Raw genomic sequence first — 26,740 nt, 5'->3', positions numbered from 1 at the left:
GGGCAAACACATGGTAGTCGGATATTCAAGACCAACAAAAATTACAATTTCGCAGCACGCAGTCACCCATAACGTTAATGAAGTACGACAGGCGACAGGTGCGCGTATGATTTTTCTCGCTCTGAAGGCCAATGCGTATGGCTATGGCCTCTTGGAAATGGGCCAGGCAGCAGAACGCGCTGGAGTAGACGGAATTGGCGTGGCCATTTTGGAAGAGGCGTTGGCCTTACGTGAAGCGGGAATCGCCATGCCAATCTTGATTATGGGCATCGTTGATCCAAAGTATGCGCAAGTCATGGCAGAGAATAATATTATGGCAACCGTGAGTGATCTGGCTTGGCTTGAACAAGCACAGGCGGTGATGGACGGCCGGACGCGCCTCCTGATCAACGTCGCAGTGGATACGGGCATGACCCGCATTGGTGTCCGGTCGCAAGAAGCGTTACATGAATTGATTGATTACATTAAAGGCGCACCTGATTATTTCGTTTACCAAGCGATTATGACACACTTTGCAGAATCTGATTCCCTTAACAATGATTATTTTCATTATCAATTGGCTAATTGGGAACGGTTGACCGCGGGGATTGAATTACCTCCTATGGTGCATATCGCGAATTCAGGGGCCGCCATGTATCACGCCGATGAAATTCCTACGGATGTGGTGCGCGTTGGCACCGTGGTCTATGGCGTTGAACCATCCCGGGGGCAAGTGCGACCAGCCAATTATCTGGAACCAGTCCTTGGACTCGAAAGTGCGTTAGTCTATGTCAAGCAAATGCCAGCCGGTGTCGGCGTCTCATACTCGCATACGTATACAACCCATGCTGGTGAGTGGATTGGCACAGTCCCAATTGGTTATGGGGATGGCTTATCACGGAACCTACAAGATTTCGGGGTCATCATCAATGGTCAGCGGGCACGCATCGTCGGCCAGATTGCCATGGATCAACTCATGGTCTCACTACCAGAAGAGGTTCCCGTTGGCACTAAGGTCACATTTATTGGTAAAAACGGTGGGTTAGAAAACACCCTTGAAGATTTTAGTGACCATGCGGGCTTGGCACCGTGGGTGGTAACCACCTCATTACAAGAACGTATCAAGCGTGAACTCGTTGATTAGTTAGAAGGAGAACAGATATGACAACCCCTTATGAAGTAAGTGAAGAAGGCGAATTGAGCATCGGTGGGATCACGGCGAATGCATTGGCAGCTGAATTTCAAACACCGCTCTACGTCTATGACGTGACGAAAATTCGACAGTCGATGCGCGCCTTCCAGCAAGTGTTTGATGAAGAACAGATTGATTACGTGGTGAGTTTTGCTTCCAAGGCCTTTGCGACAACGGCGATGTACGAAATTGCCGCCCAGGAAGGGATTCATCTGGATGTTGTTTCCGGCGGTGAAATTGCCACGGCTTTGAATGCGAACTATCCAATGGCCCATGTGTCATTTAATGGTAATAACAAGTCGGAAGCTGAATTAATCATGGCCTTAGACAATGGTCTAGGGACAATTATCGTAGATAACCTTTATGAATTGAACATGTTATCTGAATTGGCTGCTGAACGGGGTATCGTGCAAAATATTTTGCTGCGTATCACACCAGGTATTGAAGCCCATACCCATGAATTTATTCAAACTGGTCAGACTGATTCAAAATTTGGCTTTGATGTCGACAGCGGTCAAGCTGAAGAAGCTTACCATATCGCCAGCGGGACCGCGTCATTGCATGTGCTGGGTGTGCATGCTCACATCGGCTCACAAATTTTTGATGTCACGGGGTTTGAAGCTGCTGCTGAAAAATTAGTGGCTATCGTCCATGATTGGGGCTTTGATCCTGAAGTGATTAATACCGGTGGTGGCTTTGGTATTCGCTATACCGACGAAGATCACCCTAAGCCGGCTAGTGAATTTGTCACGGCCATCATCGCTAAGATTCGGGAAAAGACGGGTGCCTATGGCATGCCGATGCCGGCCATTTGGATTGAACCTGGCCGCTCAATCGTTGGTGAGGCTGGGACGACCTTGTACACGATTGGCTCACGCAAGGATGTACCTGGCATTCGTTCGTATTTGGCCGTTGATGGGGGCATGGGTGATAATATTCGACCAGCAATGTACCAGGCCAATTATGAGGCGGTGTTGGTTGATCAACTAGACGCGCCAACGGAACAGGTCGTGCGGGTTGCGGGTAAGTACTGTGAATCGGGGGATGTTTTGGTCTGGCAACAAGCCTTGCCTAAGACAAAGCCCGGGGATGTCCTAGCTGTTCTTTCAACGGGTGCCTATGGTTACTCAATGGCTTCAAATTACAATCGTAACCCGATTCCAGCCGTTGTCTTCGTGGAAGATGGCGAGGCCAAGGAAGTGGTTGCGCGTCAAACTTATTCCGACATCCTGCGCTTGGACCGGCATTACATTTAATATTATAGAAGAAAGTGGAGAAATAACATGGCAGAACTAGATGCACAATCAATCATTAACTATATTGCAACCGCACCCAAGAAAACGCCGGTTAAGGTGTACATTGCTGGTGAATTAACTGGTTTGGAAATTCCTGATGGCGTGGAGGCATTTCTAGAAGTGTCAACGGGCGTGCTTTTTGGTGATTTGGCAGTCATTCGGCCGTTATTAGCAAGTCCAGCGATTACGCAAAGCCATCTTGAAATCTTGGCCCGTAATTCAGGGGTACCCTTGTTGGACTACGATGATATCAAGGCCCGCATTGAACCAGGCGCTGTGATCCGTGAACAAGTCCGCATCGGTGATAATGCGGTGATTATGATGGGTGCTATCATCAATATCGGGGCGGAAGTTGGCGCAGGGACCATGATCGATATGGGGGCCGTTTTGGGTGGTCGTGCCATCGTCGGTAAGCATAGTCATATTGGTGCCGGCGCCGTCCTAGCTGGTGTCGTTGAGCCAGCGTCAGCCACACCGGTGATTATTGAAGATAACGTCTTAGTTGGTGCCAATGCGGTGGTCATCGAGGGTGTCCATGTTGGCGAGGGTGCCGTAGTTGCGGCTGGTGCGATTGTGACCAAAGATGTGCCAGCACATACTGTGGTGGCTGGAGTACCTGCCCGGGTCATCAAGGAAATTGATGCTAAGACGGAAGCTAAGACGGCTTTGATCGATGCCTTGCGCACACTAGATTAGGAGCATCTGCATGGTATGGACAACTGAAGAACTAATTCGGGTGCGTCGTGCACTCCATGCCATGCCCGAATTAGCGTTACAAGAATATGAAACACACCGGTACTTGTTAAATGAAATTAGCCAATTGAATCAAGATTGGTTAACTATTCGAACTGTGCCAGAAGTGCCCACTGCAATTTTGGTACGCCTGCAGGGAACCCACCCTACCCGCACGATCGGTTACAGGGCGGACATGGATGCGTTGCCGATTGAAGAGGCTACGGGCTTACCCTTTAGTTCCCGGCATGCCGGGGTCATGCATGCATGTGGTCATGATATTCATATGACTGTTGGGCTGGGGATTCTAGCATACTTTGCCGAACAACAACCGAAAGACAATTTAATTTTCTTTTTCCAACCGGCTGAGGAAGCTGACTTTGGGGGTAAACATGTCTACGATTTAGGGGTCTTTAGTGGTGAATGGCGCCCAGATGAATTCTACGGGCTACATGACAATCCACAGTTACCGACTGGTCAAATTGCGACTCGGCCGGGGACCTTGTTTGCGGGGACTACTGAAATTCATGTGACCTTTACCGGAAAGGGTGGCCATGCAGCCTTCCCACAAGATAGCAATGATGCCATCGTCGCCGGCGCAGCGTTTGTCAGTCAGGTACAAACAGTGGTGTCGCGCAATGTCGATCCTGTTCAAGGAGGCGTGGTGACACTGGGGACCTTCCAAGCAGGTACCGCCGGTAATATTATTGCGGAAACGGCCCATCTAGATGGCACGATTCGCGCCTTTACACAAACGAATTTGGTAAACATGCAACAGCGTGTCCGCACAATTGCTGAGGCCATTGGCACGATGTATGGCGTGCAGGTTGATTTGGAACTGATTCAAGGTGGGTATATGCCCGTCGAAAACGATGCGACATTGGCGCAACTCATGATTGATTACTTTCAAGCAGATCCCACGGTCGCTTTTGCAGATATTGCGCCAGCGATGACGGGTGAGGACTTTGGCTTCTTACTACAGCAATTTCCTGGGGTGATGTTTTGGTTAGGCGTTGGTGATCCAGACCATCCCCTACATCATGCCAAAATGAGTCCCAATGAAGGGGCTTTAGCGGCTGGGGTAGATGCGATGGTTGGCTTTTTGAATTATCGAATGGAGCAATAACATGTATAACGATATTGAATTGATTACGGCAATTATCACGCCGTTTACCACGGAAGATACGATTGATTATCCGGCACTGGATGCCTTAACGGACAAGTTACTGGCAGAAGGTACGCAAGGCTTTGTGATTGGTGGGACCACTGGTGAGTCACCAACGTTGACCCATGCTGAAAAGTTGGCATTATATGCACATTTCGCGGCCTTCGTCGGTGATCGTGGCCCGGTTATTGCCAATGTCGGGGACAACAACACAGCTAATTCAGTTGCTTTGGCTGCGGAAGTCAGTGCTATTAGTGGGGTTGATGCGCTGTTGGCCGTGACCCCATATTATAGTAAGCCCAGTCAAAAGGGGATGATTGCGCACTTTAGCGCCATCGCTGATGCCGCCACTGTCCCAGTGATGTTGTATAACATCCCCGGCCGTTCTGCTGTTGGGTTGACGAATGAGTCAGTGATCACCTTAGCGCAACACCCTAATATTAATGCGGTGAAGCAAGTCACCACCATTGATGATATTGCTTATCTGGTCGAACATGCACCAGCCGACTTTTATGTCTACTCAGGTGAGGATGCACAAACATTAGCAGTCAAGGCGATCGGTGCCACGGGGACCATTTCAGTGGCTGCACATCTGTACAGCCCTGAAATTACGGCCCTCTATCAAGCATTGGCAGCAGGTGATATCCAAGAGGCTGGCCGTTTACAACGGTGGTTGACACCACGGATGAACGCTTTGTTTGCCTATCCATCTCCAGCACCGGTCAAGGCCGTGCTGGCCTTAGATGGTTTGGTGGCTAACACAACGCGCTTGCCGATTTTACCACTTGATGAAGCGGAAACGGCAGATATTTTACAACGATTGGGGCGTGACTAATGCAACGAGTAATACTAGCCGGTGGCTTTGGCAAGATGGGGTTGGCCATTCAAGAAAAGCTTGCTGCAACACCAGATATCGAAATTGTCGGAATTGTTAGTGGCCACGCGCATGCCAGTGCGTTGCCCGTCTTTACCAATTTGGCTGACGTTAATGTGGCGGCAGATGTGTGGTTGGATGTGACAACCCCCGCCACGGTTGCCGAAAATGCGAAGTTTGCCTTAGCGCAGGGGATGGACGTGGTGATTGGTACGAGTGGCATCGCAGAGGCGGACTTAGCAGAGTTAACCACACTGGCGACAACGCATGAGCGCCATGTCCTGGTTGTACCAAATTTTGCTTTATCAGCCGTGTTGTTGATGCAGTTTGCCCAACAGGCTGCAAAATATTTTCCGGACGCTGAGATTTTGGAAATTCATCATCCTGGTAAACTAGATGCGCCATCTGGCACGGCGAAAACCACGGCAAGTTTGATTGCGGCTGCCCGGACTGCAACCGCCCAAGCACCGGTGACTGATTTAGCAGCGCGGGGTGACTTGATTGAAGGCATTCCAGTGCATGCCATGCGTTTACCGGGTTTCGTGGCCGAAGAGGAAGTGGTTTTCAGTGGGATTGGTGAGAGTTTACGGATTAAGCAGACCTCATTTTCACGGGAATCCTTCATGAATGGCGTGGTATTAGCAGTGCAAAACGTAGTTACCGTGTCAGGGTTAGCGGTTGGCTTAGATAAAGTTTTGTAGTAGACATAGAAAGAAGAATGAATATGACAGAAGCAGCAGGATATAATGTGGCCATTCTTGGCGCCACGGGGGCGGTTGGCACACGCTTGATCGAGCAATTGAGCCAATCAACCATTCCAGTCAAGTCACTGAAGTTGTTGGCTTCAGCGCGCTCGGCTGGCCAAACGCGCACTTTTCGCGAGCAAGCCATCGTGATCGAAGAAGCGCAACCAGCATCTTTTGAAGGCATTGACCTCGTATTGGCTTCAGCTGGCGGTTCTGTTTCAGCGGCCTTGGCACCCGAAGCGGTTAAGCGGGGGGCCGTCGTCGTCGATAACTCCTCATTTTGGCGGATGCATGACGATGTCCCTTTGGTCGTCCCTGAAGTGAATGAACAAGCCCTTTACGAGCACCATGGCATTATCGCCAACCCAAACTGCTCGACCATTCAGATGGTGGTGGCCTTGGAACCAGTGCGCCAAGCATATGGGCTTAATCAAATCATTGTGTCAACCTATCAAGCGGCTTCGGGGGCTGGCCAAACAGCCTGGAATGAACTAAATGCGGAGGCTACGCAACATTTGGCTGGTGAAACGATGACCGCTGATATCTTGCCAGTCAAAGGGGCGCAACACCATTACCCATTGGCCTTCAACTTGTTGCCACAAATTGATGTGTTTGAAGAAGAAGATTACACGCATGAAGAATGGAAGATGATTCGTGAAACGAAGAAGATTATGTTGGGTGATAAGTTCTCCAAGGACATCAAGGTGACGGGAACGGCGGTACGGGTACCAATCGGTATCGGCCACGGCGAGTCAATCTACTTTGAGGTGAGCGATGCTGAAAAGGCGAACGTTGCCGGCATTCGGCAAGTGTTATCAACAGCAGATGGGGTCGTCTTGCAAGATGATCCAGCCAACCAACTATATCCACAACCACTCAATGCTGAGGGGAAGCGGGAAACCTTTGTGGGCCGCATCCGCCGTGACGTAGAAAATGACGGTTCTTTCCATATGTGGGTGGTCGCCGATAACTTGCTTAAGGGTGCAGCTTGGAACACGGTACAAATCGCTGAACGCTTAGTTGCGCTGGATTTGGTACATGTACCAGCGAATGTCACGATTCCTGGCCCAAAAGCCGAATAATTTATAAAAATTTATAGATAAAGTTTGTTTATTGTATTGTATCGCCAAGTTTTTTTCTATATACTAAATACAATGAATTACCGTCAAGGCGGTTTGAAAGAGGAGATAATTATGCCAGCAACACTTTCTGCATTGAGTGAAACTTACAATCATCGTTTGGCGGCTATTTTGCCATCACCAATCCGGGTCATCGACAGTGAATTCGCCCAGATTCCAGGAATCCTGCGTTTGACTTTGGGTGAACCGGACTTTGCGGTACCGGCGCATATCAAGGAAGCGGTGAAGCGCGCCGTTGACGCGGATGATTCACACTACGCAACGGCGTGGGGCCACGTTAGTTTACGTGAAGCCATTGCTGATTACCTGGCGACGCAATTTGACGCGAAGTATGATCCACAAAGTGAAATCTTGGTGACAGTGGGTGCCTCAGAAGCCATCTACGCGACCTTTAATGGTCTGCTAAACCCTGGCGATAAGATCATCATTCCAACGCCAACGTTCCCAATGTATGAAGCGATTGCTGAAGCCATGGGGGTTGAGGTGATTGGGATTAATACGGCACCTGAATTTGTGTTGACACCAGCTAAGTTGGAAGCAGCGATTGCTGAACATCCTGATGTGAAAGCAGTGATGTTTAATTACCCTTCAAACCCAACCGGCGTGACTTACTCAGACGCTGAAGTGCATGCCATTGCGGACGTTCTTAAGCAACATGAGTTGTTGGTCTTTTCTGATGAAATCTACGCCGAATTGATTTATGATGCACCGCACACATCAATTGCATCAATTTTGCCCGAACAAACGATTTTGATTTCTGGTTTGTCAAAGTCACACGCGATGACTGGTTACCGCATTGGTTACATTGCGGGTCCCGCCGATTTGATGAAGCATGTTGGGAAGATGCATCAATTCTTGGTTACGACTGCACCCGGTCCAATGATGGCTGCCGCCGAAGAAGCCTTGCGTAATGGTCACCAGGATGCTGTTGATATGCGTAATGAATATAAGGCCCGTCGTGATATGTTAGTAGCTGGGTTAACTGAATTAGGGTTTACAGCTGCGCAACCAGGTGGTGCTTTCTACTTGTTCGTGAAGATTCCGGCTTGGTTGGATCAAGACGACATGGCCTTCATTCACGATGTGGCTAATACAGTTAAGCTAGGCATTGTGGCTGGTTCAATCTTTGGTGCCGGTGGTGAAGGCTACGTGCGTTTGTCATACGCTGCCTCAATGGAAGACTTGCAAGAAGCCTTGGTACGCTTGGGTCAATATGTTGCATTGAAAAAGACGGCACAATAATTAATGAACACTCTGTAAATTTAAGACAGAGTGTTTTTTTATGGTGCAGCAGCTATGGTCGGCGAATAAGCGCTTTTTTTGATACAATTGGAGTATGAATTAGAAACTAGGTCGTAACCTAGCCGTGGAGAACTTATGAATAATAATGATATCGTTCGGCGCATTCGTTATGCGTATGACATCAAAGACGCTGACATGATTAAAATTTTTGGGTTGGGTGGCTTAGAAATTACTAAAGCACGTTACCGTGAAATTATGACGCAACAAGCCAAAGACACCCCGCGTGATGAAAAGTTATCACGACATGAATTGGAGCAATTCATGAATGGCTTGATCATTACCCAGCGTGGGGTGAAGTTGGCGGTTGATGGTCAGCCAATGGCGCCAAATTATAGCATGAACCGGGACAATCAAATTAATAATGTCGTTTTCAAAAAGTTAAAAATTGCGATGCAGTATACCAGCGAAGATATCCTTGGTTTCATGATGGAGGCCGGGTTTACCATGTCAAACGCTGAAATTACCGATATCCTACGAGCTAGCACCCACAAAAAGTATAAAATTGCGGGTGATCAATTTTTACGAAAATTGTTGCATGGCATTAATCTGGTACAACGACCAGATACCCCAAAAGATGAAGAGATTGTGTCAGACTAACAGCTTTTTTTTGACACAAAAAATATCAAATCTGCTCAACTTTCTGTAAAAATGGTATACTGTAAACGGTTACAAGTTTTGCTAACTTGTTACGATTTACACGAAAATGGAGAGTAATCATGGCATCAGAAAAAGTTGTTTTTGGAACATATACAAAGCGCGTTTCTAAGGGTCTGTATACGGCTGAGTTGAACACTGAAACCGGTGACTTGGAAAACATCACTGAGTTTGCTGAGCTGGGCAACCCTACCTATACTGCTTTAAGTGCAGCGGGTAAGTTGTATGCCGTTGACAAGCAAGGTGATCAAGGTGGGGTGGCTGTGGTTGATTTTGCAACCGGCACCATTGAGCAAGAGGTGCTGGCTGAAGGCGCTTCACCAGCCTACTTGGCCGTCGACGAGGCTCGTCAATTGTTGTACTCAGGTAACTACCACAAGGGAACTTTGGAAGTCTTTGCAATTGCTGCAGACGGTCAAATTACTTTGACGGATAGTTTCCAAAGTGAAGGTTCTGGTCCTCGTCCTGAGCAAGAATCAGCGCATGTGCACTTTAACAATTTGACACCTGATAACCGCGTGGTTGTTGTGGATTTGGGTGCTGACAAAGTCTACACTTTCGATGTTTCAGCTGAAGGTAAGTTGAGCTTGGTGACGACGTTTGAGACTGAGCCTGGTTTTGGTCCAAGACACATTCGTTTCAGCCCAGACGGTCAATACGCTTACCTATTAGGTGAGTTGTCATCATTGCTCTCAGTTTTGAAGTATGATGCTGCTACAGGATCATTTACATTGGTTCAAACAGTTTCAACGAAGCCAGCTGACTGGATTGAGCATAATGGTACAGCAGCGCTTCGTGTGTCTGATGACGGTAAGTTTGTGTACGCTTCAAACCGTGGCCACAATTCAATTGCTGTCTTTGCAGTGAGTGAAGCGGGTGCCCACCTTGAACGCATCCAATTGATTTCAACTGAAGGTGATTTCCCACGTGACTTCGCGTTGGATCCATCACAAGCTTGGGTCGTTGCTGCTAACCAAAACACAGACAACGTGAGTGTTTACCGCCGTGATATCGAGACTGGTTTGTTAGAGCTAGTGCACAAGGATATCGCCGTGCCAGAAACAGTTCGTGTTGAATTTGTCTAAAATAAATCGAAAAACGCCGGTGAACTGCATGTTTGCCGGTTTTTTGGTATCATAGACACATAACGGTTTAGGGGGTAGCTAGATGCGACGTAAAATGAATTCCGAAAATTCAGCGTTTTTTCGCTTAATTTTGAATAACAAGTTTGTCACCGGGTTACTAGTCATCTTATTATTGCTAATGGTTGTGTACATGTTACATGCTGTGCGCTTCATCTTTCAACCCATCGCAGCCTTTATGGGGGCGGTTGGTGCGCCAATTGTTGTGGCTGGTGTTTTCTATTACTTACTGAATCCCACGGTTGATTGGGCCGAGAAACGCTTTAAGATGAAGCGTAACCTCACCATCACCTTGGAATTTGTGATTTTGACGGCTTTGATTGTTTGGGCGGGGGCCGTCCTAGTGCCAATCGCACGTGACCAAATCGATAGCTTGGTGCGTCATTGGCCAGAGTATTGGAACAATATCACCGATAAGTTGAACCAATGGACATCTGATCGACGGTTTAAGGCTTTGAATAGCTGGGTCAAATCAACCAATAGTAATTTGGAAGGATATGTGGGAAACGTTGCGAGTTTGCTCAAAAATTCAGGTGGGTCAACGATTTCATCAGTCTTTAGCACAATTACGATGATTTTCATCACCATCGCGACTTTCCCGTTGATCTTGTTCTATCTATTAAAGGATGGGCATCAATTACCCGGTTATATGACGCAATTCCTGCCAGTGAAAGCGCGTCAGTCATTTATTGAGACAATTACAGAGATTAATCTGCAAATTTCAAACTACATTCGGGGCCAATTGAGTGTCGCCTTTGCGGTCGCACTGATGTTTGGCATCGGGTACATGATTATTGGCCTACCCTATGCCTGGCTCATTGCGGTCATTGCAGGGTTCTTGAACTTGATTCCCTTCTTGGGATCGTTCTTGGCGATGATTCCGGCGGTTGTGGTTGGGATGTTTGTTAGTCCGATGATGTTGGTCTATATTTTAATCGTATTCATCATTGAACAAACCTTAGAAGGTAAGGTGATCTCACCAAAGTTACTTGGTAACTCATTGAAGATTCACCCAGTGACGGTAGTAATCATTTTGCTGTCAGCCGGTAATATCTTTGGCGTCATTGGCGTCATCTTTGGTATCCCGGGTTATGCAATCGTGAAAGTCTTGGCTTCACGGCTGTATATCTGGTGGAAGCATAATTCTAACTTGTTTGACGATGATGAGACCAACGATCATATCACGCCGGTTGCGCCAGCGCCAACAGACGAGTAGAACATAAATCTTTTAATAAGAATCATGGAAGTGTAACATGTTGTAAAAAGCAACATGCTATACTTTTTTTGTGTGGACAGAAATGACTGTCGCGATAAAATCATTAATTTGAATACATAATTGAGAAAGAAGTGGGAAGCATGAGTACTAATCATATTGTTTTGTTTGAACCATTGATGCCAGCCAACACAGGTAATATTGCCCGGACGGCGACTGGCACGAACACAAAGTTACATTTAATTAAGCCTTTGGGATTTGAATTGGGTGATAAGCAAGTTAAGCGGGCTGGGTTGGACTACTGGGATACAGTGGATATTACCGTGCACGAAAACTTGCCAGCCTTTATGGAGACTTTGCAGGCAACGGACGAGTTGTTTTTGATTTCAAAATTTGCACCGCGTTCATATCACGAAGCGGACTACACAAATCCCGATCATGACTATTATTTCTTGTTTGGTAAAGAAACGACCGGCTTGCCAGAACCTTTCATGCGTTTACATGGTGAAAAGGCCCTGCGCATTCCACAAAATGACGATCATATTCGTTCATTGAACCTTGCTAATTCGGCCGCCATTATCATTTATGAAACATTACGCCAACAAGGGTTCCCAGAACTAGATCTAACTTACGAATACGAATTTGACAAACTAAAATAATGGTGAGAGGAGCGGGTGATGGCAACTAGAAAAGCACCAACTCAACGCAAGCCGACGAGAGCGCGTAAAACGCCCGTCCGGCGCAAGTCACCAACCAGTAAACAAAGTGATTTCGCTTATACCAGCAATGTTATTGCCGTCGTCGCCTTACTGCTTGAAATTTTAGCAGTCGGGCAGTTTGGCTTGGTCGGTAAATTCATGGCCAATCTGGTCCGTTATGTGGTCGGTGGATCCTATCAAGCGGTCTTGATTATTTTGGCCATGTTTCTGCTGTATGTGGCCGTTTATGGCAAGTGGCCGAAAGTCCGGCCCCGGATTTATGGGGGCTTAGGGTTATTTTATCTGGGCTTTATGTTGGCTGGCGCGATCTTATTATTTAATGAGATGCAAACACATACCGATATGATTAACACGATTGGGCGATTAATTGCCCAAGATATGAGTAATAAAGCTACCACCACACCGGTTGGCGGTGGCGTCATTGGGGCTGCGATCCTGTCAGTGACCTACATCGCAACCGCTAACTGGGGCTCATGGATTCTAGCAGTTTTTGCAATGTTGGCCGGGATTGTCATCTTTTTCAATCTACCGGTAAAGGAACTGCTCACGGGCTTCTTTGGGGCCAGTGAATTGGCAGGAAACGTTGTGGCTGATCAAGCCCGACAGGTCGTATCCAGTGGTGCGGCAAAGGTAGAAGAACTAAAAAGTAATTATCAAGCGAAGCGTGAAAGTACCCCCTATGATTTTGCGCCAGCGAGTGGGACTGATTCAGCAGCTGATGCTGAGGATGTTGAGGCAGCTGTCGATTTAAATAAGACCGTGGCTACTACGATGGATGAATTTAAGATGCCTGAAATCGTCGCCCCAGCACCAATCGATCTTGAAGAAAGTAACCTGGCACCGCTTCATTCCGTGGCGAGTTATGCGCCCGATAATGCTGTGGCCACGAACGACGATCTGGCTTCGTTGACGGCTGCCATGCCCGATGATGAGGCACCAAGTGATTTTGCACCATTAAGTCACGTCGATGCATTACGGGGACCCAATGAAAATACCTCACCAAAAACGACCGCACATCAGACTGATGTCGGTCATGTTGAGCCATCGACTAAATCAGTACCATCTGAAGACGTAGTGGTGAGTGGGTTTGGTAAGGTACCTGATGATCGTAATTACCAATTACCAACGACAACCCTATTAACTAAGGTTGGCTCGACTGATCAAAGTAAGGAACGAAATCAATTAGAAGAGAAGTCGCGCATTTTGCAACAAACTTTGGCCAGTTTTAATATCAAAGCCACCGTGGAAAAAGTTGTCTTGGGACCGACCATCACGCAGTATGAAATTAAACCTGCGATCGGGGTGAAGGTCTCTAAAATTACAAATCTCGCGGATGACTTGGCGTTAGCTTTGGCGGCCAAAAGTTTGCGTATTGAAGCGCCGATTCCAGGTAAATCATTAGTCGGCATTGAAGTGGCCAATGATCAACAGGCGATGGTCGGCTTCCGTGACATGATGGATAAGGCCGGCGTTGACACGAAAAATGTGTTGCTGGTACCAATCGGTAAAAGTGTTACGGGCGAAATTATCAAAATGAATTTGACGAAGATGCCGCATTTATTGATTGCCGGTTCGACGGGTTCTGGTAAATCAGTAGCTATCAATTCGATTTTGGCATCGATTTTGCTCCAAGCTAAGCCGTCGGAAGTGCGGTTAATGCTGGTTGATCCCAAACAGGTCGAGTTGAATGTCTACAATGATATTCCGCATTTGATTACCCCAGTGGTTTCGGAACCGCGTAAAGCAGCGGCCGCACTCAAAAAGGTCGTGGTCGAGATGGATAATCGTTTCAAGGCCTTGGCGGAGACCGGTATGCGTAACATTGCCGGTTATAATGATTACGTTGATAAGCAAGCAGCGCAGGGCGTTGTCATGCAGAAGATGCCTTATCTCGTGGTGGTGATTGACGAGTTGGCTGATTTAATGATGACCGTGTCTGGCGAAGTTGAGCCAGCCATCGTGCGCATTGCCCAGTTGGGCCGTGCGGCGGGTATTCACATGATCGTGGCGACGCAACGCCCTTCCGTTGATGTTATTACCGGTTTGATCAAGGCAAACGTGCCATCACGCATGGCCTTTGCGGTCGGTTCGGGTGTTGATTCACGTACCATTTTGGATAGTAACGGCGCTGAAAAGTTATTGGGCCGTGGGGACATGCTGTTTAATCCAATCGGTGCAAACAGTCCGTTACGTGTGCAAGGGGCCTTCTTATCTGATGAAGATGTGGCTAGTTTGACGAACTTTGTCAAGAATCAGGGGACAGCACAATACGATGAAGCCATGGAAATTACCGATTCAGATTTGGCTGTGATTGATGGTGAAACAGGTGCTGGTACGACCAGCGACTTGGATGAAAATTGGGATGCAGCGATTGATTTTGTGAATCTGGAAGGTAAGGGATCAGCGTCGATGTTACAACGGCACTTCCGCATGGGTTATAACCGGGCGGCCCGCTTGAACGACGATTTGATTGCAGCGGGGGTCTTGGCCCCTAAAGAGTCGCAATCTAAGCCAAGTCGTGTTTTAATGACCAAAGAGCAGTATTATGCACAGCAGGCAGCTGCCCAAGCAATCAACAATCAGTAAGAAAAGAGGCTCCTGATGACAATTCGCTATGATATGCATGACCAACAACCTGAAAATGACCTTATCGTGATGTTTAAACATGATATTAGTTATGATGTTGGGCGTAAGTACACTTTTGATCCCAAGCTGGGGAAGTTTCGCATGCACTTTGAAAATGTCGTTGTCGAAGTAGCTGATATTCGGGATAACCCTGATGCCAATCTGTACTTACAGGTGCATGGCCAAGGGCAAAAAGAACGTCATCCAATCGCTGATTTAGATTATCAACCCATTGCGGCTGATGAAATTAATTGGCTATAAACAAAAAAAGCTGCGACCAGTTCGATGATGAGCTGGTCGCAGCGTTTTTTGTTTACTTTTCTTCGGTAGACTTCAATGGATCGGCCGTTTTCTTGCCGAGAAAGTCATCTTTTTTAGAATCGTTCAGATCTGGAAAGACGAAACCTTCGAATTCACGTTCCAAATTATCTTGTCGTTTTGATTGTAATCCCATGGTGGCACCTCTTTTATTAATTGTTGCCACTAGTATAACACGAATCGCGAAATGCGGTTTTTTGGTCACAATAATGCATAAAATACATTTTCAACCGAAATAGTTGCATAAAATTACAAAAACAGCTATACTATGTGCATAGATATGAGTGAGAGAAGGAAAAGTGTATGACAACTGTGATGAAAATCGAAAACGTAACGAAGACATATGGTAAAAATGAAGTCCTCAAAGGCATCAGTAACCAGGTTGAAGAAGGCGAAGTAATCGCGATTCTTGGCCCTTCTGGTTCAGGTAAGTCAACTTTTTTGCGGGCTTTGAATATGTTAGAAGCACCGACTTCAGGGGCGATCTTCTTTGAGGATCAAGATATGGTTAGTCTTGATGAAGCGGCATTGGACACCGTGCGGGCGGATTTGGGGATGGTCTTTCAAAGTTTTGAACTATTCCCTAATATGACCGTGATTGAAAACGTCAAGTTGGCCCCTGTCAAGGTAAAAAACATCGCTGATGATATTGCCACCGCCACGGCCCAGGAGTTGTTAGAAAAGGTCGGGTTAGGTGATAAAGCCGATGTTTACCCTGGTTCACTATCGGGTGGTCAAAAGCAACGTGTGGCTATCGCCCGGGCATTGGCGATGCATCCAAAGATGTTGTTGTTTGACGAGCCTACTTCAGCCCTGGACCCAGAGATGGTTGGGGAAGTCTTGAAGGTTATGAATGATTTGGCCAAGGAAGGGATGACGATGCTGGTCGTCACCCACGAAATGGGCTTTGCGCGTGAAGTGGCTTCAAAAATTTGGTTTATGGATGGTGGTTACATCGTCGAAGAAGGGACACCAACAGAATTCTTTACCAATACCCAAACGGATCGTGCCAAAGACTTTTTGGCAAAGATGCTATAAGCGAAATTTGCATAGTATGCTATGATTTAGATAGTCATAACGGAACGATGAATCAGTTTTATGATTCATCGTTTTTTGTTTGGTCTGTGAAGTGTTCAATGGTTGAAATAGACGTTCAATTTGTGATAATTTTGCACATGCAGGCGACGTAACATCAACGCAATAAAGTAAAAAACCTATCGTTTTCCTGTGATAGGTGGGAGTAATAATGAAAAAATTTAACAGCGAAATCGTTTGGTTAGCAATCGCGTTTGGTGTGATGGCGGTCTTGTTTTTTTCAAGTAGTCAGACTTACGCTGAGCAAAGCCAACAAGGCAATCTACGCCATTGGTTGGTGAATCAACCATTTAAAGAATTTCTAGCTCAATTTAAATTTACGTATGCCGGTGAGGTTGAAGATGCTGCTAAAAATTATTTTACCTATGTCGAATTTTTAATGCGTAAAACCGCGCATTTTTCGACGTATTTCATTTTAGGATTGAGTTGGTTTATGGGGTTACGCCGACGAATCGGCAATCGTTTGTTAGCTGGTTTTGTGGCCTGGCAAGCGGCGACTGGTTATGCCGGCTTGGATGAGTTTCATCAGTCACTTACGGGTGGTCGGACACCGTTGATTCAAGACGTTGCCCTTGATAGTACGGGGGCTTTGACGGCAATTATCATAGCCACCATTATTTTAAGTATCACGAAACGTTTGCCACAGCGTCACCTATGATAGAAAGGAGTGCAGGATGGCTTCTGAACATATTGAACAAAAGTTAGCTCTACTACCGGATTTACCTGGCTCATATCAAATGAAAGATTTGAACGGCAAAATCATTTATGTTGGTAAAGCAAAAAATTTAAAAAATCGCGTGCGTTCATACTTTAAAAGTGAACATTCTGGTAAAACAGCACAATTGGTCGAAAATATTGCCGATTTTGATTTTATTGTGACCAGTTCTGAAAAGGAATCTTTATTACTTGAAATTACATTAATTCAAAAGTATCAGCCATATTACAATATTCGTTTGAAGCGTGGGACGGGCTATCCGTACATCAAAATCACCCATGAACGCGATCCTAAAATCGAATTAGTCAGTGAAGTTAAACCAGATAATGGTCAGTATTTTGGACCATACCCCAACGTGTATGCTGCGCAAGAAACCCTGCACTTTTTACAAAAAGTCTATCCGCTACGGCGTTGTAATGGGTATCAAGGTCGGCCTTGTTTATATGCCAATATGGGGCAGTGTTTAGGCCCTTGTTACCATGAGGTTCCAACGGCTGAATATGATGCCCAAATTCATAAGATCCAACGTTTCTTGGATGGCGATACTAAGACCGTCAAGAAGACGTTAAATACCAAGATGATGGCAGCCGCTGAAAAACTAGAATTTGAACGAGCTGCCGATTTGCGGGACCAGTTGAAATTTATCGAAGCTACTGTTGAAAAGCAGAAAATTATTTCAAAGGATGGCACCCCACGTGATTTGTTCAATTTTTATTTGGACAAAGGGTGGTTGTCAGTACAAGTATTCTTTATCCGGCAAGCCCGGTTGATGAAGCGTGAAAAACGGACCTTTGCCATTGTAGATACGGCTGAAGAGGAGCTAACGAGTTTTATTCTGCAGTTTTATAATCGAAAAAATGCCATTTTGCCAAAAGAGATTTTGGTACCTAAGGGTGTTGATACGAAAATGATTGCGGAAGTATTGCACGTGGCTGTGCGCACCCCCCAACGTGGTGAAAAACGTGAGCTAATGGACTTGGCCGCCAAAAATGCGCAAATTGTGCTAGCTGAAAAATTCCGGCTGATGGAAATGAATGAGTCCAAGACCAACGGGGCCATGCAAGAGATTGCGGATGCCCTTAACATCCCCACGATTCATCGTATTGAGGCGTTTGATCACTCGCATACGCAAGGTGAAGAGATGGTGTCGGCCATGGTTGTTTTTGAAGATGGGATCCCCAATAAGAGTTTGTACCGTAAATATAAGATTAAGACCCTTGATCATGCTGATGAACGGGCGGCCACGATGGAGGTCATTCGCCGTCGTTATACGCGGGTCCTCAAAGAACACAGTGACCTGCCTGATTTGATCCTCATGGACGGTGGTGAGATTCAATTGAACGCCGCGCGTGAGGTCATTGAAGATGAGTTAGGCTTGGCTGTTCCAGTGGCTGCTATGGTGAAAAATGACCATCACAAGACGGCTGATTTGTTGCGCGAAGAGGGTGAACCCCATGTCCATTTGGATGCCAAATCACAAGGGTTCTTCTTATTACAACGGATTCAAGATGAAGTCCATCGGTTTGCCATTACATTCCATCGTAATTTACGCTCAAAGCATTCACTGGCCTCAAAGTTGGATGAAATCAATGGGGTGGGACCGAAAACCCGGCAGAAATTATTGACCACGTTTGGGTCCATCAATAAGATTGCGAATGCCTCAATTGCAGAATTGCGGGCGGTCGGGGTCACGGAAAAAGTTGCCCAGGCGATTAAAATTTCTTTGACTGCATTGAAGGATGCCGATAGCTAGGTGTTTGTGTTACAATGAATTAGTTAATTTCGCAGTTAGTAACGACCAGGTTTGTGGACAACTTGGTCCATGAATAGGTTGCAAGGCAGCCTCGGAAAAGAGCAAGCGGCCGATTACGGCGGAAAGGTGGTTCACGATGGCGTTCGTTGACCAAGTTAAAATATACGTTAAAGGCGGAAAAGGTGGCGATGGTGCCGTCTCATTCCGTCATGAAAAGTACATCAACATGGGGGGGCCTTTTGGTGGTGATGGTGGCCATGGTGGTGATGTGATTCTTGTCGTTGACGAAGGATTACGCACTTTGATGGATTTCCGATATAAGCACCACTTTAAAGCTGATGGTGGCGGTAATGGTGCTACTAAGGCCATGACTGGTGCGTCAGCTGATGACATGATTATCAGGGTGCCAGAAGGTACGACCGTGACGGATGCCGACACGGGTGAAATTTTGGGCGATTTAGTCGATAAGGACGATCGTTTGATTGTTGCTGCAGGTGGTCGTGGTGGTCGTGGTAATATTCGTTTCGCGTCATCAAAGAATCCCGCCCCTGAAATTGCTGAAAACGGTGAACCAGGGATTGAGCGTAACATTACCCTTGAACTAAAGGTCCTAGCTGACGTTGGTTTGGTCGGTTTCCCATCCGTTGGAAAGTCAACTTTGCTATCAGTTGTGACGGCGGCTAAGCCAAAGATTGCGGCTTACCACTTTACGACTTTGGTCCCTAACTTAGGGATGGTTCGGTTGGAAGATGGTCGTGACTTTGTCATGGCTGACTTGCCTGGATTGATCGAGGGGGCTTCACAAGGTGTTGGCCTAGGTATTCAATTCTTGCGACACGTCGAACGTACACGTGTCATCTTGCATATGCTTGATATGAGTGGTGTGGACCCTGAAGAAGATCCATATACCAATTATGTTAAGATTAACCAAGAATTGGCGGAGTATGATCCAGCATTATTGGACCGGCCACAGATTATTGTGCCAACCAAGATGGACATGCCAGATGCTGCGGAGACTTTGGCAACTTTCAAAGAGAAGCTCGCCGCTGACCCGAAAGTCCCTGCTGATATCAAAATCATGCCAATTTCAGCGTTGACTCGGCAAGGATTAGAACCCTTGCTACAACAGACGGCCAATTTGTTGGATGAGACGCCACACTTTATTCCTAAGGGGATGGAGCCTAACGTCGATGAAACAGCAGTTTACGAGTTTGAAGAAGCCGAAGCACCATTTGAAATCATGCGCGATCCAGATGGCGTGTGGCTGTTGGTGGGTGATCAAATCGAAACGTTGTTCCAACGTACGAATACGGCCTTCACAGAGTCATTGATGCGTTTTGCACGGCAATTGCGTACCATGGGTGTCGATGATGCCTTGCGCGCAGCTGGTGCTAAAAACGGTGACACGGTTCAAATCTTGGACTTCCAATTTGAATTTGAAGACTAACGAACTAAGCAAAAGTGTCCCAATTGGGACACTTTTTTGTTTGTCCAGAGACAAAGAAAGCCCCTGTGTTTAAACAGGAGCTTGGGGTTTATTTCTGGCCCTTTTCGGGATGTTGATCGACATAGACGAAGGTTGGGTCAACTTCTTTATCAATGTCATCAAAAGCCGCGGTCAACGTATCACCAAACGCAGCAATGGCCTCATCGTTAAGTTTGGTTTTGCGGTCAATCATGATTGGATCACCATAAGCGATGGTGATTTTTTCACGTTTTAACAAGCCAGATAAGGTCAATGGTCCTTGGTAGACTGCGGGGACAACTGGGACACCAGCCATTTTGGCAATCATCAATGCGCCACCCTTCATCTCGTTGGAGTGGCGTGAACCTGAGGGGAACATAATCAGACTCATATCCGTGTTCTTTAAGGCTTTCACCGGGGTCTTGATAACCGATGGGCCGGGATGCTCCCGATCGACGGGAAAGGCGTGGCCATGGTTTAAGATAAACCGTAAGATTGGATTTTTGAACAATTCAATCTTAGCCATAAAAGTAAACGTCTTTGGCCAAGTCGCAATGGCAAAGTACAATGGATCCCACCAAGTACGGTGTGGCCCGACGAGAACATAGTTGCCGGCGGGTAACTTTTCCTTGTTAACGGTGGTGTAACGTCCATTAAAGATGACTGCTAATACTGCTAATACCCAGCGAGCAAATGAATAGAACATTACTAAATACCTCGTAAAATAATTTTGGAGCCATGCGCTTGCTGGCTCACAAGGGTTACTAAAAATAAAATAAGTGCATGACCTTTCAGGGCCATGTAGTATAATATCATATTTAGAAAAGACATTGTAGGAAATGAAGGTGTGGCCGATGGAAGTTGAATTGTTTGGGGATGAGCGGTTGGATATGTTGTACCGCGATGAAGTGCGGATTATCCAGAGTAAAGAAGTTTTTTCCTTTTCAATTGATGCAGTCTTGTTGGCTAACTTTGCCAATCCCCATAACGGTGGTAAGGGCACGATTGTTGATTTAGGTACCGGTAATGGGGCCATTCCATTATTTATGGCTCACAAGGTGACCGGCCACATTATCGGCATTGAGATTCAACCACGGTTGGCGGATATGGCGCGACGCTCAATTGCTTTGAATGACTTGGATGACAAAATTACGGTGATCAACAAAGACATGAAAGATATCTTTACCGATATTTTCCCTGGCTCAGTTGAAACGGTCGTCTCCAACCCACCTTACTTTGCAGCTACGGTGCAATCGCATAAGAATCCCAATGAACATTATGCGATTGCCCGGCATGAGATTAAAGCGGATTTGAAGCTAGTCAGCTACACGGCTAAGAAATTACTGAAGTCGGGCGGGCATTTTTATATGGTGCACCGCCCAGATCGCTTGTTTGAGATTTTGGATGCGCTGCGGGCTGAGAATTTAATCCCCAAACGGATTCAGTTTGTGTACCCCAAAGTCGGTAAGGAGGCCAACATGGTCTTGATTGAGTCCATTAAGAACGGGCGACTGACCGGGGCCCAGATTTTACCACCAGTGATTGTGCATAATGCCGATGGTACATATCGTGATGAAGTTTGGGCGATTTATGAAGGCCGTAATCATGACTGATAAGCCTTACTATATGTATGTCTTACTGACAGCTGATAATACTTTTTATGGTGGTTTCACCGATGATGTCGGTAAGCGCTTGGCCGTCCACGAAGCTGGCAAAGGCGCCAAGTACACGCGGCCAGCCCGGCGGCATCCCCTGCGTCTGCTCTACGCCGAGGCATTTGCAACGAAGAGTGCCGCCTTGCGTGCTGAAGCGGCCTTTAAAAAATTAACGCGTCTGCAGAAAGAAGCTTTTTTGCGGGAACATGGGGTCACAGATTTCACGCCAGCGCCACGTAAATAAGTGGTTGTAAAGACTTGACGATGCTCGCGGGTAGGTGTAGAATTTAATATTGGTTTACGGACCAAAAAATACTCACTAATACCAATAGTTGAACGGGTGCCTATATGGTCGTCGAACTACATGCGGTATTAGGTGGAAAAACATTTGGAGGATTTAACTCATGGCAGTTATCTCAATGAAGCAATTGCTTGAAGCTGGTGTACATTTCGGACACCAAACACGTCGCTGGAACCCTAAGATGGGTGAATTCATCTTTACTGAGCGTAATGGTATCTACATCATTGACTTGCAAAAGACAGTAAAGATGGTTGACCAAGCTTACAACTACGTTCGCGACGCTGCTGCTGACGGTGCCATTGTATTGTTCGTTGGTACTAAGAAGCAAGCTCAAGATGCAATTGCTGAAGAAGCAACTCGTGCAAACATGTACTTCGTTAACCACCGTTGGTTGGGTGGAACGTTGACTAACTGGTCAACAATCCAAAAGCGTATCGCACGTTTGAAGGAATTGCGCGCAATGTCAGAAGATGGTACTTTTGATCGTTTGCCAAAGAAGGAAGTTGCTTTGTTGACAAAGCAACGCGAAAAGTTGGAGAAGTTCTTGGGTGGTATCGCTGAAATGCCTAAGGTTCCTGACTTGTTGTTCATCGTTGATCCTCATAAGGAACAATTGGCTGTGCAAGAAGCACACAAGTTGAACATTCCTATCGTGGCTATGGTTGACACTAACGCTGACCCAGACCAAATCGATGTGAAGATCCCTTCTAACGATGATGCTATCCGTGCCGTACGTTTGATTACTGCTAAGATGGCTGATGCCGTTATCGAAGGTAACCAAGGTGAAGACGCCGTTGCTGATGAATTTTCAGCTGAAGACGGTGCCGACAAGGCTGCTTCAATCGAAGAATTGACTGAAATCGTTGAAGGCGACAACAACTAATTTTAGTTCATCAAAACCACAATCTCATTATTGAGGTTGTGGGTTTTTGTTGTCTATACAGGATTCGTGGTTCATAAACTCTGCCGGGATAATTATGGTTGCTTGTGCTACAATTTCCGTAGATGGAGGTAGCATTGATGGCAAAGATAAAATTAAAATACGCGATTCCAGGATACTTAAGCGGTCAAACAGCTCAGATTGGACAAAGCACGGTGACTTTTGATGAAACGACATTGTTCACTGATGCCACGGTGTTTAACCAACCATTGGCCCAGCTGAGTGCGGGGCTGGCGGCGAGTGCCTATCCAGTGGTGCAAAATAGTATGGCCCATGGGTTTGCCTGTGAAAATTTACGGGCGTTAGGGTTTGAAGATATTGAAGACTTTAATTATTCAGACACTGCCTGGAACGCCACTTTGCAAACTTATCCAACGGGGCATGATGAGAAAAATCAGGTGGCCTACACATTGGGTTATCAACCGGTCTGGGATGTCGTAGCCATCGTGATTCGGGGCACCCCACAAGGGATTGAATGGGTTGGTGATTTTCAATACGGTGGGGATGATGGCGCCACCAACTTACCATATCATGGTAACTATGCACTGGCGGGTGAGGCACTGCTAACGAACCTACAGGTATACCGAGAGACGCATCAAACAAGCAGACTCTGGGTGACCGGTCAATCACGGGGTGGGGCGGTAGCTGAGTATGTGGCTAAGGTACTGACTGATGAACACTCGGCGACGGTTTATAGCTACGCCGTGGCCCCTGCGCCGGCATTTCGTGGTGAGCCCCTGACCGGGTATGCAAATATTCATAACCTGATTAATCCACGGGACTTTGTGCCTAACTTTAATGTGCCCGGTTGGCAGTTTTACCACATCGGCCAAGTCCATGCGGTGCATACTGATCAGCCAGCTTTCTTAGAAAAATTTGCTGAAGAGGTGGATAACGCCTTTGTCACTAATCCAACCGCTGAGGCAGCGATTGCAAGCATGGTTGCCATTGGGAGTGGGATTGCACCGACGCTGGTGGACTATTACCAAAAACAGATCACATGGCATGACGGGGCACCGATGACGCCGTATGAATTTTACTTTGAGATTGCGCAGGCGTTTTACATGGATGCCAAAGACTTATCGCCGCGTGTCTTCGATTTTGCGGCCTATACCCCAGCAGAAAAGGACTGGCAAACCTTGTTATTGTACTTTATTGGTCAAGGTGAACCAGCCGTTGCCTTCAATGAGCATGCGAGTGTCACTTACTTTATTGCGACCCTGGCACAGACAGTCGCATAGCATTTTAAGGAACAAATACAACTGTTCTATGAAAACTGACGTATTTCATGTATAATTAACAAGATAACTATATTGTATATTTTGAAGGAGACCTTAAAAATGGCTATTACTGCTGCTCAAGTTAAGGAATTGCGTGACAAGACGAACGTTGGAATGATGGATGCTAAGAAGGCCTTGGTTGCGACTGATGGTGATTTGGACGCCGCTATCGACTTCTTGCGTGAAAAGGGAATGGCAAAGGCCGCTAAGAAGGCTGGCGCTATTGCTGCTGAAGGTATGACTTATGTTGCTACTAAGGGTAACGAAGCTGCTATCATCGAATTGAACTCACAAACTGACTTCGTTGCTGGTAACAAGGAATTTAATGACTTGTTGCACGCTGTTGCCAATGCAATCGTTGAGTTTAAGCCAGCCGATGTTGAAGCTGCCTTAGAATTAAAGGTTGATGCTGAAGGTCAAACTTTGAACGAATTGATCGTGCACACAACTCAAATCACTGGTGAAAAGATCACTTTGCGTCGTTTCGCAGTGATTACTGCTGAAGAAGGTCAAGTTTTGGGAGCATACTCACACATGGGTGGTCGGATCTCATCAATCGTCTTGGTTGAAGGTGCTGATGCCGAAGTTGCTAAGGATATCGCTATGCACGTTGCAGCGATTGCACCTAAGTACACTTCACGTGAAGAGGTTCCTGCGGAAGATTTGGCTCACGAAAAGGAAGTTCAATTGGCTGCAGAAGACTTGAACGGCAAGCCAGATGCCATCAAGGAAAAGATCGTTGAAGGTCGTTTGAACAAGTACTTGGCTGACATCTCATTGGTTGACCAAGCCTTTGTTAAGGGTGACGGTGAAACGGTTGCGGCTTACGTTGAATCAAAGGGTGGCAAGGTATTGTCATTCGTTCGTTACGAAGTTGGTGAAGGTATCGAAAAGGCAGAAACTGATTTTGCGGCTGAAGTTGCAGCACAAATCGGCTAATCCTTTTCGAAACTGGAGCAAACAAACATGGCAGATGTAAAGTATAAGCGTGTGTTACTTAAGTTGTCAGGTGAAGCCATGGCTGGTGAAAAAGGTCAAGGAATCGATCCGGCAACGGTTAATGCAATCGCGGCTGAAATTAAAGAAGTCTACGAACTAGGCGTCGAAATCGCAATTGTTATCGGTGGTGGTAACTTGTGGCGTGGTGAAGCAGGTGCTAAGTTGGGGATGGAACGTGCCCAAGCAGACTATGTTGGTATGCTTGGAACGGTGATGAATTCTTTGTCATTGCAAGATGCCTTAGAGTCATTAGATGTCCCAACGCGCGTGCAAACGGCGATTGAAATGCGTCAAGTGGCTGAACCTTACGTTCGTCGTAAGGCTGTTCGCCATCTTGAAAAAGGACGCATCGTCATTTTCGGTGCAGGAACTGGTTCACCTTACTTCTCAACAGATACAACTTCAGCTTTGCGCGCTGCTGAAATCAATGCTGACGCAATTTTGATGGGTAAAAATGGGGTTGATGGTGTCTATAATGACGATCCTCGCAAGAATCCTGACGCGGTAAAGTATGAAACTTTAACGCATATGGATGTTTTGTCACAAGGATTGAATGTCATGGACTCAACGGCTTCAACATTGTCAATGGACAATGATATTAACTTGGTCGTCTTCAATTTGAATACGCCAGGAAACATCAAACGAGTTGTATTGGGTGAAAATATTGGAACCACAGTGGAAGGACGTTAATTATGGCAAATCCAATTATTGAATCTGCTAAAGAACGTATGGCTAAGGCTGCAGATGTTTTGCAACGTGAGTTGGGAAACATCCGTGCTGGTGTCGCTAATCCTTCAATCTTGCGTAGTGTCACAGCTGAATACTATGGTGCGGAAACCCCATTGAACCAATTGGCTTCAATCTCGGTACCAGAACCACGTGTTTTGTTGATTACACCATTTGATAAGACAGCTTTAAAGGCTATCGAACAAGGTATTTTTGCGGCTAACCTTGGTCTTACACCAGCGAATGACGGGTCTGTTATTCGCTTGGTTATCCCAGCTTTGACTGAGGAATCACGTAAGACTTTGGCTAAGGATGTGAAAGCTGAAGCTGAAAAAGCTAAGGTTGCGGTACGTAATGTACGCCGTGATGCCTTAAACGATGCCAAGAAGGCTGACGACTTATCTGAAGATGAAGAGCGCAAGATCGAAAAGGATATTCAAGTGGTAACTGATGAAGCTATCAAGAATATCGATGTGATTCAAGCAGATAAAGAAAAAGAATTGACGACCATCTAATTGTGATCGTTCTATACCGAGCTCAGCGGGTGACCCCTGGGCTCTTTCTTTATGATTGGAGCATGTTACACAAATTTCTATCCGGTCTGAGGACGCTTATTAGTGGGCTTTGATTGCAAGGTGACATCAATTATGTGACAAGTAAAATTACTTGTCAGAAAATCGTTGAAATGGCTTGCTTTTTCAAAAGAACACGTGTAG

Annotated in this window: 27 protein-coding genes; 25 read left to right on the top strand and 2 right to left on the bottom strand. The window is 46.4% G+C overall.

Translation table 11 applies throughout. The features are described from left to right. The first annotated feature begins 10 nt into the window (after nucleotides 1–10). From alr to WSWS_RS04205, 14 genes are all read left to right on the top strand, one after another. Nucleotides 11–1,123: an alanine racemase gene (alr, locus tag WSWS_RS04270; protein ID WP_070230122.1), complete on the top strand. Its 1,113-nt coding sequence runs from the start codon at nucleotides 11–13 to the stop codon at nucleotides 1,121–1,123. 17 nt (nucleotides 1,124–1,140) lie between these two features. Further along, the gene (lysA, locus tag WSWS_RS04265; protein WP_070230121.1) at nucleotides 1,141–2,427 is read left to right on the top strand and encodes a diaminopimelate decarboxylase; all 1,287 of its coding nucleotides are present in this window, start codon (nucleotides 1,141–1,143) and stop codon (nucleotides 2,425–2,427) included. Between the two features lie 27 nt (nucleotides 2,428–2,454). After that, the gene (dapD, locus tag WSWS_RS04260) at nucleotides 2,455–3,162 is read left to right on the top strand and encodes a 2,3,4,5-tetrahydropyridine-2,6-dicarboxylate N-acetyltransferase (protein ID WP_070230120.1); all 708 of its coding nucleotides are present in this window, start codon (nucleotides 2,455–2,457) and stop codon (nucleotides 3,160–3,162) included. Nucleotides 3,163–3,172: 10 nt separating this feature from the next. Beyond that, entirely contained in the window at nucleotides 3,173–4,324 is a 1,152-nt protein-coding gene (locus WSWS_RS04255; RefSeq protein ID WP_070230119.1) for an N-acetyldiaminopimelate deacetylase, read from the top strand. Between the two features lies 1 nt (nucleotide 4,325). After that, nucleotides 4,326–5,198 carry a 4-hydroxy-tetrahydrodipicolinate synthase gene (gene dapA / locus WSWS_RS04250; protein WP_070230118.1) on the top strand — a complete coding sequence of 291 codons (873 nt, stop codon included), beginning with the start codon at nucleotides 4,326–4,328 and terminating at the stop codon, nucleotides 5,196–5,198. Then, complete coding sequence (gene dapB, locus WSWS_RS04245) at nucleotides 5,198–5,938, top strand: 4-hydroxy-tetrahydrodipicolinate reductase (RefSeq protein ID WP_070230117.1); 741 nt, start codon at nucleotides 5,198–5,200, stop codon at nucleotides 5,936–5,938. The genes dapA and dapB overlap by 1 nt, the downstream gene beginning before the upstream one ends. Nucleotides 5,939–5,961: 23 nt before the next feature. After that, a complete protein-coding gene (locus WSWS_RS04240) occupies nucleotides 5,962–7,065 on the top strand; it encodes an aspartate-semialdehyde dehydrogenase (RefSeq protein WP_070230116.1) in 1,104 nt (367 codons plus the stop codon). A 111-nt stretch (nucleotides 7,066–7,176) separates the two neighbouring features. Beyond that, on the top strand, nucleotides 7,177–8,364 hold the full coding sequence (locus WSWS_RS04235; RefSeq protein WP_070230115.1) for an aminotransferase class I/II-fold pyridoxal phosphate-dependent enzyme: 1,188 nt from the start codon (nucleotides 7,177–7,179) through the stop codon (nucleotides 8,362–8,364). A 135-nt stretch (nucleotides 8,365–8,499) separates the two neighbouring features. Then, a complete protein-coding gene (locus WSWS_RS04230) occupies nucleotides 8,500–9,021 on the top strand; it encodes a YehS family protein (RefSeq protein ID WP_070230114.1) in 522 nt (173 codons plus the stop codon). Between the two features lie 119 nt (nucleotides 9,022–9,140). Continuing rightward, nucleotides 9,141–10,163, top strand: a complete 1,023-nt coding sequence (locus tag WSWS_RS04225) for a lactonase family protein (protein ID WP_070230113.1) — start codon at nucleotides 9,141–9,143, stop codon at nucleotides 10,161–10,163. 82 nt (nucleotides 10,164–10,245) lie between these two features. Further along, the gene (locus tag WSWS_RS04220; protein WP_070230112.1) at nucleotides 10,246–11,436 is read left to right on the top strand and encodes an AI-2E family transporter; all 1,191 of its coding nucleotides are present in this window, start codon (nucleotides 10,246–10,248) and stop codon (nucleotides 11,434–11,436) included. Between the two features lie 140 nt (nucleotides 11,437–11,576). Further along, nucleotides 11,577–12,092, top strand: a complete 516-nt coding sequence (locus tag WSWS_RS04215) for a tRNA (cytidine(34)-2'-O)-methyltransferase (protein ID WP_070230111.1) — start codon at nucleotides 11,577–11,579, stop codon at nucleotides 12,090–12,092. An 18-nt stretch (nucleotides 12,093–12,110) separates the two neighbouring features. Beyond that, a complete protein-coding gene (locus WSWS_RS04210) occupies nucleotides 12,111–14,738 on the top strand; it encodes a DNA translocase FtsK (protein ID WP_070230110.1) in 2,628 nt (875 codons plus the stop codon). A gap of 15 nt (nucleotides 14,739–14,753) precedes the next feature. Further along, nucleotides 14,754–15,038: a hypothetical protein gene (locus WSWS_RS04205; protein WP_070230109.1), complete on the top strand. Its 285-nt coding sequence runs from the start codon at nucleotides 14,754–14,756 to the stop codon at nucleotides 15,036–15,038. Nucleotides 15,039–15,090: 52 nt separating this feature from the next. Here WSWS_RS04205 and WSWS_RS08160 read toward each other — a convergent pair whose 3' ends face one another. After that, nucleotides 15,091–15,231: an SPJ_0845 family protein gene (locus WSWS_RS08160; protein ID WP_164699429.1), complete on the bottom strand. Its 141-nt coding sequence runs from the start codon at nucleotides 15,229–15,231 to the stop codon at nucleotides 15,091–15,093. 167 nt (nucleotides 15,232–15,398) lie between these two features. Between WSWS_RS08160 and WSWS_RS04200 the strand changes: the two genes are divergently transcribed. From WSWS_RS04200 to obgE, 4 genes are all read left to right on the top strand, one after another. Next, nucleotides 15,399–16,133 carry an amino acid ABC transporter ATP-binding protein gene (locus WSWS_RS04200; protein ID WP_070230108.1) on the top strand — a complete coding sequence of 245 codons (735 nt, stop codon included), beginning with the start codon at nucleotides 15,399–15,401 and terminating at the stop codon, nucleotides 16,131–16,133. 208 nt (nucleotides 16,134–16,341) lie between these two features. After that, nucleotides 16,342–16,848, top strand: coding sequence for a VanZ family protein (locus WSWS_RS04195; RefSeq protein ID WP_070230107.1), 507 nt, complete (start codon nucleotides 16,342–16,344; stop codon nucleotides 16,846–16,848). 16 nt (nucleotides 16,849–16,864) lie between these two features. Next, the gene (gene uvrC / locus WSWS_RS04190; protein ID WP_070230106.1) at nucleotides 16,865–18,658 is read left to right on the top strand and encodes an excinuclease ABC subunit UvrC; all 1,794 of its coding nucleotides are present in this window, start codon (nucleotides 16,865–16,867) and stop codon (nucleotides 18,656–18,658) included. A 136-nt stretch (nucleotides 18,659–18,794) separates the two neighbouring features. Beyond that, entirely contained in the window at nucleotides 18,795–20,105 is a 1,311-nt protein-coding gene (gene obgE, locus WSWS_RS04185; RefSeq protein ID WP_070230105.1) for a GTPase ObgE, read from the top strand. Between the two features lie 88 nt (nucleotides 20,106–20,193). On the opposite strand, the gene WSWS_RS04180 is transcribed toward obgE, so the two are convergent. Then, a complete protein-coding gene (locus WSWS_RS04180; RefSeq protein WP_070230104.1) occupies nucleotides 20,194–20,829 on the bottom strand; it encodes a lysophospholipid acyltransferase family protein in 636 nt (211 codons plus the stop codon). A gap of 148 nt (nucleotides 20,830–20,977) precedes the next feature. Between WSWS_RS04180 and WSWS_RS04175 the strand changes: the two genes are divergently transcribed. From WSWS_RS04175 to frr, 7 genes are all read left to right on the top strand, one after another. After that, nucleotides 20,978–21,736, top strand: coding sequence for a tRNA1(Val) (adenine(37)-N6)-methyltransferase (locus WSWS_RS04175; RefSeq protein ID WP_070230103.1), 759 nt, complete (start codon nucleotides 20,978–20,980; stop codon nucleotides 21,734–21,736). Next, nucleotides 21,729–22,022: a GIY-YIG nuclease family protein gene (locus WSWS_RS04170; protein ID WP_070230102.1), complete on the top strand. Its 294-nt coding sequence runs from the start codon at nucleotides 21,729–21,731 to the stop codon at nucleotides 22,020–22,022. The genes WSWS_RS04175 and WSWS_RS04170 overlap by 8 nt, the downstream gene beginning before the upstream one ends. Before the next feature lie 160 nt (nucleotides 22,023–22,182). Further along, nucleotides 22,183–22,962, top strand: a complete 780-nt coding sequence (gene rpsB, locus WSWS_RS04165) for a 30S ribosomal protein S2 (RefSeq protein WP_070230101.1) — start codon at nucleotides 22,183–22,185, stop codon at nucleotides 22,960–22,962. 137 nt (nucleotides 22,963–23,099) lie between these two features. Beyond that, on the top strand, nucleotides 23,100–24,260 hold the full coding sequence (locus tag WSWS_RS04160) for a lipase family protein (protein ID WP_070230100.1): 1,161 nt from the start codon (nucleotides 23,100–23,102) through the stop codon (nucleotides 24,258–24,260). 99 nt (nucleotides 24,261–24,359) lie between these two features. Further along, nucleotides 24,360–25,238, top strand: coding sequence for a translation elongation factor Ts (gene tsf, locus WSWS_RS04155; RefSeq protein ID WP_070230099.1), 879 nt, complete (start codon nucleotides 24,360–24,362; stop codon nucleotides 25,236–25,238). A 27-nt stretch (nucleotides 25,239–25,265) separates the two neighbouring features. Beyond that, on the top strand, nucleotides 25,266–25,988 hold the full coding sequence (gene pyrH / locus WSWS_RS04150) for a UMP kinase (RefSeq protein WP_070230098.1): 723 nt from the start codon (nucleotides 25,266–25,268) through the stop codon (nucleotides 25,986–25,988). A 2-nt stretch (nucleotides 25,989–25,990) separates the two neighbouring features. Further along, nucleotides 25,991–26,539 (top strand): ribosome recycling factor, encoded by a 549-nt coding sequence (gene frr, locus WSWS_RS04145; RefSeq protein WP_070230097.1) that lies wholly within the window; start codon nucleotides 25,991–25,993, stop codon nucleotides 26,537–26,539. Nucleotides 26,540–26,740 lie beyond the last annotated feature (201 nt).

The sequence above is a fragment of the Weissella soli genome, from assembly GCF_001761545.1.
GTDB classification, from domain to species: domain Bacteria; phylum Bacillota; class Bacilli; order Lactobacillales; family Lactobacillaceae; genus Weissella; species Weissella soli.
This window is presented reverse-complemented; position numbering and strand designations above follow the sequence as displayed.